The sequence below is a fragment of the Nocardiopsis akebiae genome, assembly GCF_018316795.1.
GTDB lineage: Bacteria > Actinomycetota > Actinomycetes > Streptosporangiales > Streptosporangiaceae > Nocardiopsis > Nocardiopsis dassonvillei.
In genome coordinates this window covers 1,216,607-1,228,440 of the sequence record NZ_CP074132.1, presented here as the reverse complement: position 1 = coordinate 1,228,440, position 11,834 = coordinate 1,216,607, and the positions used below count along the sequence as shown (strand labels likewise).

Annotated in this window: 10 protein-coding genes; 5 read left to right on the top strand and 5 right to left on the bottom strand. The window is 72.1% G+C overall.

Annotated features, from left to right (window positions below; genetic code table 11):
* Nucleotides 1–423: 423 nt before the first annotated feature.
* On the bottom strand, nt 424–1,392 hold the full coding sequence (locus KGD83_RS05285; protein ID WP_013154993.1) for a ribose-phosphate diphosphokinase: 969 nt from the start codon (nt 1,390–1,392) through the stop codon (nt 424–426).
* Between the two features lie 17 nt (nt 1,393–1,409).
* On the bottom strand, nt 1,410–2,870 hold the full coding sequence (gene glmU, locus KGD83_RS05280; RefSeq protein WP_212642788.1) for a bifunctional UDP-N-acetylglucosamine diphosphorylase/glucosamine-1-phosphate N-acetyltransferase GlmU: 1,461 nt from the start codon (nt 2,868–2,870) through the stop codon (nt 1,410–1,412).
* A gap of 569 nt (nt 2,871–3,439) precedes the next feature.
* Between glmU and KGD83_RS05275 the strand changes: the two genes are divergently transcribed.
* The 4 genes from KGD83_RS05275 to KGD83_RS05260 all read left to right on the top strand — a co-directional run bounded on the left by KGD83_RS05275 (nt 3,440) and on the right by KGD83_RS05260 (nt 7,094).
* Nucleotides 3,440–4,402 carry an acyl-CoA desaturase gene (locus KGD83_RS05275; RefSeq protein WP_212642787.1) on the top strand — a complete coding sequence of 321 codons (963 nt, stop codon included), beginning with the start codon at nt 3,440–3,442 and terminating at the stop codon, nt 4,400–4,402.
* 14 nt (nt 4,403–4,416) lie between these two features.
* Nucleotides 4,417–5,073, top strand: a complete 657-nt coding sequence (locus tag KGD83_RS05270) for a TetR/AcrR family transcriptional regulator (RefSeq protein WP_212642786.1) — start codon at nt 4,417–4,419, stop codon at nt 5,071–5,073.
* Between the two features lie 85 nt (nt 5,074–5,158).
* Nucleotides 5,159–5,668, top strand: a complete 510-nt coding sequence (locus KGD83_RS05265; protein WP_212642785.1) for a MarR family winged helix-turn-helix transcriptional regulator — start codon at nt 5,159–5,161, stop codon at nt 5,666–5,668.
* A gap of 436 nt (nt 5,669–6,104) precedes the next feature.
* On the top strand, nt 6,105–7,094 hold the full coding sequence (locus KGD83_RS05260; RefSeq protein ID WP_212644274.1) for a GDSL-type esterase/lipase family protein: 990 nt from the start codon (nt 6,105–6,107) through the stop codon (nt 7,092–7,094).
* Nucleotides 7,095–7,158: 64 nt separating this feature from the next.
* On the opposite strand, the gene KGD83_RS05255 is transcribed toward KGD83_RS05260, so the two are convergent.
* From KGD83_RS05255 to KGD83_RS05245, 3 genes are all read right to left on the bottom strand, one after another.
* The gene (locus tag KGD83_RS05255) at nt 7,159–7,653 is read right to left on the bottom strand and encodes a glutathione peroxidase (protein ID WP_212642784.1); all 495 of its coding nucleotides are present in this window, start codon (nt 7,651–7,653) and stop codon (nt 7,159–7,161) included.
* Nucleotides 7,654–7,854: 201 nt separating this feature from the next.
* The gene (locus KGD83_RS05250; RefSeq protein ID WP_212642783.1) at nt 7,855–9,633 is read right to left on the bottom strand and encodes an ABC-F family ATP-binding cassette domain-containing protein; all 1,779 of its coding nucleotides are present in this window, start codon (nt 9,631–9,633) and stop codon (nt 7,855–7,857) included.
* Nucleotides 9,634–9,703: 70 nt separating this feature from the next.
* Entirely contained in the window at nt 9,704–10,642 is a 939-nt protein-coding gene (locus KGD83_RS05245) for a sugar-binding transcriptional regulator (RefSeq protein WP_212644273.1), read from the bottom strand.
* A 176-nt stretch (nt 10,643–10,818) separates the two neighbouring features.
* On the opposite strand from KGD83_RS05245, the gene KGD83_RS05240 reads away from it, so the two are divergent.
* Nucleotides 10,819–11,820: a zinc-dependent alcohol dehydrogenase family protein gene (locus KGD83_RS05240; protein ID WP_212644272.1), complete on the top strand. Its 1,002-nt coding sequence runs from the start codon at nt 10,819–10,821 to the stop codon at nt 11,818–11,820.
* The last annotated feature ends 14 nt before the right edge of the window (nt 11,821–11,834 follow it).

Here is an 11,834-nt window from a genome sequence, read left to right as displayed (position 1 = left end):
TGCCCGCCTTCCGAACGCAGCCTTCTTAGGGCTCCGCCTGGGCACGGGGACACTCGGTCAAGTCTAATGGCTTCGCCGACGACTCCGAACATGGCCCGCGATTCCCTCCCCGGTCCGGACAAGCCCCCAGAGAAACCCGCCGGCCGGGCGGCCTCCGCGCGGACGCACGCGGGGGCCGCCCGGCGGCGGACGCGGCCCCGGCCCTCCAGACGGCCGTCGGCGCCCGGGGACACGGTCCGGGCCCATCCGGACCCGGAAGGCACCGGTCAGCGCGCTGGAGGACGTCTGCGCCCCGCCCCGGACCGCGCCCTGTCCGCCGCAGGCGGCCCCGGAAGCGGACCGCGAACGACGGAGACCTCCCGCGGCGGCCCGGCGGGGCGGCCGCGGGAGGTCCCCGGGCGGGGGACGCGCGTCCCCCGACGTCTACTCGAACAGGCTCGTGACCGAGCCGTCGGTGAAGACCTCGCTGATGGCGCGGGCCACCAGCGGCGCGATCGAGAGCTGGGTCAGCTTCTCGAAGGAGCGCTCCTCCGGAACGGGCAGCGAGTTGGTGATGACCACCTCGGAGATCCGCGAGTTCTGGAGGCGCTCGGCGGCCGGACCGGACAGCACGCCGTGGGTGGCGGCCACCAGGACCTTGGCCGCGCCCTGCTCGAACAGGGCCTCGGAGGCCTTGACGATGGTGCCGCCGGTGTCGATCATGTCGTCCACCAGCACGCAGACGCGGCCCTTGACCTCACCGACGACCTCGTGCACCCGGACCTGGTTCGCCACGTCCGGGTCGCGGCGCTTGTGGATGATCGCCAGCGGGGCGCCCAGGCGGTCCGCCCAGCGGTCGGCGGTGCGCACCCGGCCCGCGTCCGGGGACACCACGGTGATCTCGGACTGGTCGACCCGGCCGGCGATGTGGTCGGCCAGTATCGGCAGCGCGAACAGGTGGTCCACCGGGCCGTCGAAGAAGCCCTGGATCTGGTCCGTGTGCAGGTCGACGGCCATCATCCGGTCCGCGCCCGCGGTACGGAACAGGTCGGTCATGAGGCGGGCCGAGATGGGCTCGCGGCCGCGGTGCTTCTTGTCCTGCCGGGCGTAGCCGAAGAACGGGGTCACCACGGTGATCCTCTTGGCGGACGCGCGCTTGAGCGCGTCCACCATGATCAGCTGCTCCATGATGGACTCGTTGATCGGGTCGGAGTGGCACTGGATGACGAACGCGTCCGAGCCGCGCACCGACTCCAGGTAGCGGACGAAGATCTCACCGTTGGCGAAGGTGTCGAACCGGGTGGGGACCACGTCGATCCCCAGTTCCTTCGCGACCTCCTCGGCCAGGCTCGGGTGCGTGCGCCCCGAGAAGAGCATCAGGTTCTTCTGGCCGGTGGCCTTCATCCCGGTCACGTGTTTCTCCCCCACAGTCACTGCTTGTCGTCGGCTCTGCGCCGATCGGCCTGCTCCGCCGCCTCGGCGGAGGGCGTGCCCGGGCGCTTGCGCCGGGTCCAGCCCTCGACGTTGCGCTGGCGGTGCCCCTCGGAAACGGCGAGGGCACCGGGCGGCACGTCGTCGCGGACCACGGTCCCCGCCCCGGAGTAGGCGCCGTCGCCCACGCGGACCGGGGCGACGATGGTGTTGTCGCTGCCGATCCTGACGTGGTCGCCGATGACGCTCCGGGACTTGTTGACCCCGTCGTAGTTGACGAACACCGAGGAGCAGCCGATGTTGCTGCCCACGCCGATGTCCGCGTCGCCCACGTAGGTCAGGTGCGGGATCTTGGACTCGGCGCCGACGTTCGAGTTCTTGACCTCGACGAAGGCTCCGGCCTTGGACCGCTCGGCCAGGCGGGTGCCCGGCCGCAGGTAGGTGTAGGGGCCGACGGAGGCCCCGGGGCCGATCTCGGCCCGGTCCGCCGTGGTCTCGCGCACGGTGGCGCCCGCGCCGACGACCGTGTCCCTCAGGTCCGCGCGGGGGCCGACCACGGCGTCCTCGCCGACGGAGGTGGCGCCCAGCAGCCGGGTACCCGGTTCGATCACGGTGTCGCGGCCGATGGTGACCTGGGCGTCCACCCAGGTGGTGGCGGGGTCCACGACGGTGACCCCGGCGAGCATGTGCTCGTTGACCAGCCGGTCGTTGAGGACGCGGCGGGCCTCGGAGAGCTGGACGCGGTTGTTGACGCCCTGGACCTCGTGCCAGTCGTCCGCCGCCCAGGCGCCGACCCGGTGGCCGTCGCCGCGCAGCAGGGAGACCGCGTCGGTCACGTACTCCTCGCCCTTGGCGTTGTCGGTGGACAGGCGCTGGACGACCTCGGACAGCAGGGCGCCGTCGAAGGCGTACATGCCCGAGTTGATCTCGTCGATCGCGTGCTGCTCGGGGGTGGCGTCGGCGTGCTCGACGATGCCGGTGAAGTCGCCGTCGGCGTCGCGGACGATGCGGCCGTAACCGCGGGGGTCGGGTACGCGCGCGGAGAGCACCGTGACGGCGTTGCCCTCCTCGTCGTGGGCCGCGACGAGCTCCGCGAGCGTGGAACCGCGCAGGAGGGGGGTGTCGCCGCAGGTCAGGACCACGGTGCCGCTGAGCTTGACGCCCTTGGCGGCCAGGTCCTCGATCGCCATGCGCACGGCGTGGCCGGTGCCGTTCTGCTCCTCCTGGACCGCGGTGGCGGCCCGGGGGGCGATCTCCTCCAGATGGGATCTGACCTGCTCACGCGCGTGGCCGACGACCACGACCGCGTGCTGGGGGTCGAGTTCCCGCGCCGCCGCGAGCACGTGGCCGAGCATGCTGCGGCCGTTGAGCTCGTGGAGGACCTTGGGAAGCTTCGACTTCATTCGGGTGCCCTCGCCCGCCGCGAGGACGATGACGGCAGCCGGACGGTTCACGCTCACTGAGGAGTCCCTCGTGGTAGCTGGTGGCTGAGATGTCGGCTCACCCCTCGGCGGCGCGACCCGCATGCCGCACGGGCGGCCGTCGGATGACCAGCGGCCGACATGGGAAGGATACATGTGCGTCACCGGCGCCCCACGGGCGCGTGACGCGGGGGTGAGCGGCGGTTGGCCGTGCCGCGCCTGTGGCGGCGGTTTCCGGAGGCCCGGTGTGAGATGCACCGCTCCGGATGGGTATGTCCGTATCCACGGGGACGCGCGGCGCGCGGGGAACCGCGCGGGTGCGCGTGAGGACGCCGGAAGGGCTCCCGGACCAGGGCTCGAACCTGGACGATGGGGACCAAAACCCCACATGCTGCCGATTACATCATCCGGGAACGCGCGGGGTGGACCACGCCACCCGTGCGCCAGCCACCAACATAGCGCCTTTCACGGAGGGCTTGCCAAACCTACGGCATCGTAGGTTACGGTTACGTAGGAATAGGTTGGGTCGTCGCGGCGGTCACTTCGGTGCCGCACGGACGCCGTCCTGACCGTGACGACGACCGACTGCCCGACAGCGAGGAAGAACCATGACCGCTGCTCCCGAGCTACCGACCGAGAAGACAGAGCCCAAGCGCGAGGCGATCCCCGAGTACGAGCCCGAGCTGCGCGGCAAGGCCGAGCGGTACACGGTCTTCGCGTTCGTGTTCGTGCCGCTGATCGCCCTGCTGGCCTCGCTGCCCTTCTTCTGGGGCTGGGGCCTGTCCCTGACCGACATCGCCATCGCCTCGGTCTTCTACCTGATCAGCGGCCTGGGCATCACGGTCGGCTTCCACCGCCACTTCACGCACGGCTCGTTCAAGGCCAAGCGCCCGCTGCGCATCGCGCTCGCGGTCGCCGGTTCGCTGGCCATCGAGGGCAGCGTCATCAAGTGGGTGGCCGACCACCGCCGCCACCACAAGTACGCCGACGCCGAGGGCGACCCGCACTCGCCGTGGCGCTTCGGCGACGACTGGAAGTCGGTCGCCAAGGGCCTGTACTACGCGCACATGGCGTGGATGTACCTGGACGACAAGAAGACCTCGCCGCGCCGCTTCGCGCCCGACCTGCTCAAGGACAAGGACATCGTCCTGGTCGACAAGCTGTTCGGGCCGATCGTGCTCTTCTCCCTGGGCGCCCCGGCGCTCATCGGCGGCCTGGTCACCATGTCCTGGTGGGGCGCGTTCACCGCCTTCTTCTGGGCCAGCCTGGTCCGCGTCGCGCTGCTGCACCACGTCACCTGGTCGATCAACTCCATCTGCCACACCATCGGCGAGGAGAACTTCGAGGTGCGCGACCGCTCCCGCAACGTGTGGTGGCTGGCCATCCCGTCCTTCGGCGAGTCCTGGCACAACCTGCACCACGCCGACCCCACCTGCGCCCGCCACGGCGTGCTCAAGGGCCAGATCGACATCTCGGCCCGCGTCATCTGGGCCTTCGAGAAGTTCGGCTGGGCCTCCAAGGTCCGCTGGCCCAACAACGAACGACTCGCCGCCAAGCGGGTCAGCGTCTAGGATCGGTAGCCATCATGGGAGCAGCCGACAGCGATCAGAAGATCCGTGTGCGCCGCAAGCGCATGACGGGCAAGGAGCGTCGGCAACAGCTCGTGGAGATCGGGCGGGAGCTGTTCGCCGAACGCGGGTTCGACGCGGCCTCCGTCGAGGAGATCGCCGCGCGGGCCGGTGTGTCCAAACCCGTGGTGTACGAGCACTTCGGCGGCAAGGAGGGCATCTACGCGGTCGTGGTCGACCGTGAGATGCGCATCCTCCTGGCGATGATGGGCGAGGCCCTCTCCGCCGACGGTGCCCGGAGCAAGATCGAGAACGCGGCCCTGGCCCTGCTGCGGTACGTGGAGGAGAACACCGTGGGGTTCCGGGTGCTGACCCGGGACTCGCACGCGGCCTCCGGCACGGGAAGCTTCGCCAGCCTGCTCAACGACATCGCCAGCCAGGTCGAGCACATCATGGTCGACGAGTTCGCCGAACGGGGCTACGACCCGGCGCTCGCCCCCATGTACGCCCAGGCCCTGGTGGGGATGTGGGCCCTGACCGGCCAGTGGTGGCTGGAGGTGCGCAGGCCCAAGCGCGAGGTGGTCGCCGCGCACCTGGTCAACCTGGCCTGGAACGGGCTGTCGAGCCTGGAGCCGAAGCCGAGGCTGCGCCCGGGCAAGCGCGGGCCGGGCTGAGGCGGGACGGTCCTCTCGACCTGTGGGGCGGGTGTGCGCGGCATACCCGCCCCACTATCTTGATGTCAAGAGATAAGCTGTCCCCATGCGCGATGAGGTGGATGGGCTGATCGAGGCGTGGCGCTCCGAACGCCCCGACGTGGACGTGACGCCGCTGGAGGTGTTCAGCCGTGTGTCGCGGCTCGCGCGCCACCTGGACCGTGCCCGGCGCACCGTCTTCACCGAGCACGACCTGGAGCCCTGGGAGTTCGACGTGCTCGCCGAACTGCGCCGCTCCGGCCCCCCCTACGAGCTGAGCCCCGGGCGGCTGCTGCGCGCCACCCTGGTGACCTCGGGGACCATGACCAACCGGGTGGACCGGCTGGCCGCGGCCGGGCTGGTGCGGCGCCGCCCCGACCCCGCCGACAAGCGCGGGGTCCTGGTCCGGCTGACCGAACAGGGCGCCGAGCGCATCGACGCGGCCCTCAGGTCGCTCCTGAGCTACGAGGAGACCCTGCTGGCGCCGATGGCCGACGGCGACCGCGAACAGCTGGCGTCGTTACTGAGACGCCTCCTGGCGCCCCTCGACAGGGGCCCCGGGGACCAGCAGGGCTAGGCAGTGTTTTTTGGACCTTCGCTCCGCTTCGGTCCGTGTTCGGGCGCCCGGAGAACAGGAACCTTCGGTGCCTACGACGGGTTCGCTCGCCCCTCACGCCCCCGCCTCCGGCACCTCCAGAACCCCGTGGGCGCCCGAACCAACCCCCCACAAGCTGAGACCGGTTCAAAAAACGGACCCTAGGCACCGGGCCGTACCCGCCTCCCGCCGGGGCCCGGACCTCCACAGCGGCGGGGCGGGCCCGCGGGAGGTCGCCGCCGTCTCCGCCGAACGGGTCCGCTGACCGGCGCGTACCCCTCCCCCTCCCCCGTAGGCGGGTCCGCCGCCGTGTGTCGGACACCGCACGGCCGCACCGCGTGAGAACCGCGCGTCCCGGGGTAGTGCAGCCCCGGTACGCGCAGTCGATCGTTCGGGGGGACACGTGCGGGTCCGTTGGATGGCCGCGGCGGCCGCGGCCGTGCTGGTCGCGGGGTGCTCGGGCAGCGGTGGCGGGGGCGCTGGCGGGGGCGCTGGCGGCGGCGAGGACGGCGGGGCCGACTCCGGCGGCCGCTACCTGTCGCTGGGCGACTCGATCAGCGTGGGCGTGCAGCCCGACGCCGGCGGTGAGCCGGTGGAGACCTCCGAGGGCTACACCGACGTCCTGTACCGCACCCTGGAGGAGGAGCGCCCGGGGCTGCGGCACGAGCGGATGGGGTGCGCGGGCGAGGACACCACCACCTTCATGGAGGGCGGGCTGCCCGGCTGCGACCCGCGCTACGAGCACGGCTCGCAACTGGAGGAGGCCGAGGCCTTCCTGGCCGGGCACGAGGGCGAGGTGGACCTGGTGACGCTGACCATCGGCGCCAACAACTTCACCCGCTGCGTGCGGGGGATCAACACCCCCGAGGGGCGGGCCCCCGACTCCGGGGACGTGGACATCGACCGCGCGTGCGTGGAGGAGGGCCTGGACCGGCTCCGGGAGGAGACCCCCGAGATCGCCGAGCGGCTGCGCGAGGCGGCGGGGCCGGACACGCAGATCATCGGGATGACCTACTACAACCCGTTCCTGGCCTTCCTGCTGCTGGACGGGGACCCCGCCCAACAGGCGGCCGCGGCGGCGGAGGAGGCCGAGGAGCTCTTCCCCGAGACCGAGGCGCGCGGGGGTCTGGCGGAGGAGGCGGTGGACATCCTGCTGGAGGTCAACGCGACGATCGCCGAGGCCTACCGGGCGGAGGGGATCGACGTGGCGGAGGTGGACGCGGTCTTCGAGTCCACCAACCAGGAGGTGCCCCGGGGCAGTGAGACCGGGCTGCCCGCCAACCTCCAGAACGTCTGCGACCTGACGTGGATGTGCCACGGTGAGCGGGGCCCGGACATCCACCCCAACGAGCAGGGCGCGCGCGAGATCGCCGCCGTCTTCGCCCGGCAGGTGGACCGGGCCGAGTGACCCGGCCGGACCCGGCGGCCGCGTTCGGGGCGGGCCGCCGGGGAGCGGGGCGGGGCGGCTCCGGCTACCCCGCGCCGCCGGGGAGCGCCTTCTCGATGAGCGCGGTGATCCTGGGGTCGTCGGGCTCGGTCGAACTGCGGAAGCGGTGCACGGCGCCGTCGGGGAGGACGAGGAACTTCTCGAAGTTCCACTTGACCTTCCCCGCCTTGCCGTCCTCGTCCTCGGCCGAGGAGAGCGCCGCGTAGAGCGGGTGCTGCTGCTTGCCGTTGAGCTTGGCCTTGGCCGTCATGGGGAAGGTGACGCCCCAGGTCGCAGAGCAGTACTCCGCGATCTTCTCCTCGCTGCCGAACTCCTGGAGGAACTGGTTGCTGGGCACGCCGAGCACGGTGAACCCCCGGCCGCCGTACCGGTGCTGGAGCTTCTCCAGCCGCTCGTACTGCGGGGTGTAGCCGCAGCGCGAGGCGACGTTGACCACCAGCCTCACCTTGCCGGACCACTCGCCGAACGTCGTCTCGCGTCCGTCGATCAGGGTCACCGGGATCTCGTCCAGGTCGCTCATCCGCGTCCATCTCCTTGCTTGCCGGGGCGCCGACGCCCACCGCGCGGCGCGGTGCTTCACGACGTATTCGGAGCACACGCCGCCGTGGCTCGGATTCTTTCTCAGGGAAGGGTCCCGGTCCAGCCGTACCGCCCCTACGAGCCGGACGCCCGGCCGGAGTGCCCCGGCCGGGCGTCCTTCGCGGTCGGCCGCGCCGCGGCCTCACTCTCCGACGAGTTCGGCCTGCTCCAACCAGACCTCCTCCAGCTCCCCGCGCTCGACGGCCAGGGCCTTGGCCTCGGCGTCGAGTTCGGCGAGCCGGGTGTAGTCCTCGGCCGCGGCGGCCATCAGCTCGTGCAGCTCCCCCTCGCGCTTGGCGATGCGGTCCATGCGCCGCTCGACGCGCTGCATCTCCTTCTGCGCGGCGCGCCGCTCGGCCGCGGACACAGTGGGCCGCTCCGCCGCGGCCCGGGCCGCGGCGGCCTCGGAGGCGCCCAGCGGCACGGTGGCCTCGCCCGCGCTGGCCGCGCGGCGCTGGAGGTACTCGTCCACGCCGCCGGGCAGGAAGGCCAGGCCCCCGTCGCCCATCAGGGCCAGCACGCGGTCGGTGATGCGCTCCAGGAAGTAGCGGTCGTGGCTGACCAGCACCAGGGAGCCGGGCCAGCCGTCGAGCAGGTCCTCCAGCTCGGTGAGCGTCTCGATGTCCAAGTCGTTGGTGGGCTCGTCCAGCAGCAGCACGTTGGGCTCGTCCATGAGCAGGCGCAGCAGCTGGAGGCGGCGGCGCTCACCGCCGGACAGGTCGCCGATCGGGGTCCACTGGCGCTCACCGCGGAACCCGAACCGCTCCAGCATCTGGCTGGCGGTGTAGTCGCGCTTGCCGATGGTGACGTGCTCGCGCACGTCCATGACCGCCTGGAGGGGGCGGGCGGTGGGGTCGAGCTCGGCGACGTTCTGGGACAGGTGGGCGAGCTTGACGGTCCGGCCGGTGCGCACGCTGCCGGAGTCGGGCTCGCGCTCCCCGGCCAGGATCCTGAGCAGGGTGGACTTGCCCGCGCCGTTGACCCCGACCAGGCCGACCCGGTCGCCGGGGCCCAACTGCCAGGTGAGGTGGTCGAGCAGGGTCCGGTCGGGGACGGACGCGGACACGTTCTTGAGGTCGATGACGGTCTTGCCGAGGCGGGAGCTGGCGAACTTGACCAGTTCGACCGTGTCTCGGGGCGGCGGCTCGTCGGCGATGAGCTGGTTGGCCGCCTCGATGCGGAACTTGGGCTTGGAGGTGCGGGCCGGGGCGCCGCGGCGCAGCCAGGCCAGCTCCTTGCGCATGAGGTTCTGGCGGCGCTCCTCGGCGGCGGCCGCCTGGCGTTCGCGCTCGGCCTTGGCCAGGACGTAGGCGGCGTAGCCGCCCTCGTAGCGCTCGACCGCGCCGCGACCGACCTCCCAGGTGCGGGTGGTGACGGCGTCCAGGAACCAGCGGTCGTGGGTGACGACCACGAGCGCCTCGGGACGGGCGCGCAGGTGCTCGGCGAGCCAGGCGATGCCCTCGATGTCGAGGTGGTTGGTGGGCTCGTCCAGGACGATGAGGTCGTGGTCGTCCACCAGGAGCCGGGCCAGGCCGGAGCGGCGGCGCTCGCCGCCGGAGAGGCCGCTCATGGGGGTGTCGAGGTCCCAGCCGCCGAGGAGTCCGCGCAGGATGTCGCGGACGCGGGCGTCGCCCGCCCACTCGTGCTCGGCCCGGTCGCCCAGGACGAACTCCCCGACCGTGGAGTCGGGGAAGGTGTCGCGCTGGTGCAGGAAGCCGATGCGCAGCCCGCGGTTGTGCACCACCCGCCCGGAGTCGGGTTCGGTGATGCCCGAGAGCACGGAGATGAGCGTGGACTTGCCGCCGCCGTTGCGGCCGACGACGCCGATGCGCTCACCCTCGTCGACGCCGAGCGACACCTTGTCGAGGAGTACGAGCGGCCCGTAGGCCAGGGACACGTCCTGAAGATTGACCAGATTCATCGCTATCCATTGTGGCGGCAGTGCCGTGGTGCGCTGACCGCCGCCGCTCCCCCGGGGCGGCGGCCGGTCCTCACTCCGGCTCCGGCTGCTCCCCGTCGAGCAGCAGCCGGGCCACTGCGTCGTCGGTCACCAGCGTGGACACCAGGCCGCTGCGCAGCGCGGCGCCGATCGCCCTGGCCTTGGCCTCGTCCCCGGCTCCGGCGACCGCCACCACCTCGGGCACCCGGCGCAGCTGGTCCGCCCGGACGCTGATGACCCTCTCGTCCAGGTCGGAGTGCACCTGGCGCCCGTCGGCGTCGAACAGCTGGGCGGACATCTCCGCGCACACGCCAAGCGCGGTGTACCTGGCCCGCGAGTCCGGGTCCAGCGCCTGGAAGACGGTCGAGTTTCGCTCGTCCCAGCCCCCGATGGCCACCACGGCCGTCGTGAGGCGGTCGAAGTGCGCGAACGCGGAGGCGATGCCCGGGTCGGCGCGCAGCGTGGCCGCCGTCGCGGCGTCCGGCAGGATGAGCGGCGCGTAGATCGGGTACGCGGGGCCGCCCGAGAGCGCGGCCGCCCGGCGCACGGTCTCGACCGATCCGCCGCCCTCCGCCTGCTCGGACAGCACACCGTTGAGCTGCACCACCGTGCAGCGCGGCAGGTCGACCATGTCCAGACCCATCAGCTGGAGCGACCTGCTCCAGGCCAGCCCCAGCACCTCGTCGGGCCGCACGATCTCCGACAGCAGCCGCGCCGCCACCGACCCCAGCGCCCGGCGCGTGTCCCGCGGGTCCTCCAGCGCGTCCACGACGATCGCCCGGCGCAGGTCGAAGGCCGCGCGCATGCGCTCGGACAGCTCCCCGTCCAGCCGGGCGGGCAGGCGGATGTCGATGCGCACGATCCCGCTGCTGCGGGCGGCCTCCAGGTCCCGGGCGACCTTGAACCGGCTCAGGCCGAACTCCTCGGCGATCTCCACCTTGGACCGCCCGTCCAGGTAGAACCTGCGGGCGATGGCGGCGAGCCGCACCATCTCCGCGGGGCCGCTGGGGGCCGTCTCCTGAACCTCACCACGCTGATCGCTCATACGTGCAGGAGTGTACTCGAATGTGCCCAATCCATTGACAGCGCGTTTCCGATGGGCGTTCAATGTTCGAAACATCTGTGAATCACATCGCTCACATGAGCGACCAATGGGAGGTCCCAACCGTGCGTGCCGCCATCATCACCGAACCGGGCTCCGTCACCGTGGGGGACCGCCCCGACCCGCAACCCGCCGCCGACGGCGTGGTGATCCGTGTCGGCGCCTGCGGGATCTGCGGGACGGACCTGCACATCGCCGACGGCGAGTTCCCGCCCAGCCCCTACCCGCTGGTGCCCGGGCACGAGTTCGCCGGAACGGTCACGGCCGTCGGCGAGAGCGCCCCGGGGGACCTGCGCCCGGGCGACCGGGTCGCCGTGGACCCCTCCCTGTTCTGCGGGCACTGCGAGTACTGCCGCGCCGGACGGGGCAACCTGTGCGCCAACTGGGGCGCGATCGGCGACACCGTGGACGGCGCGTTCGCCGAGTACGTGGCCGTCCCCGCCGCCAACTGCTACCGCCTGCCCGACTCGGTGAGCATGCGCGAGGGCGCCCTGGTCGAGCCCCTCTCGTGCGCGGTCCACGGTGTCCGGCGCATCGGGGTGGAGAACGGCGAGCGCTTCCTGGTGGTGGGCGCCGGGACCATGGGCCTGCTCCTGCAGCAGCTGCTGCAGAACTCCGGAGCCCGCGTGACCGTGGTCGACCGCAACACCCGCCGCCTGGCCATCGCCGCAGACCTCGGCGCCGCCGCCACCGCGACGGACACCTCCGAGCTGGGCGACGAGCGCTTCGACGCCGCGGTGGACGTCACCGGCGCGCCCCCGGCCATCGAGGCGGCCTTCGACTCGCTGAGGCGGGGAGGGCGCCTGCTGGTCTTCGGGGTCGCCGACGAGGCCGCCCGCGTGGCGCTGTCGCCCTTCCGGATCTACAACGACGAGATCACCGTCGTGGGCTCCATGGCAGTGCTGAACAGCTACGGGGCGGCCGTTGACCTCATCAGCGCCGGAGCCGTGCGCACCGCCCCGCTGCTCACCGACGCCCTGCCCCTGGAGAAGTTCCCCGAGGCGCTGGCCATGATGCGCGCGGGCACCGGGGTGAAGGTCCAGATCGTCCCCGACGAGACCGCCTGACCCGGGAAGGCAGC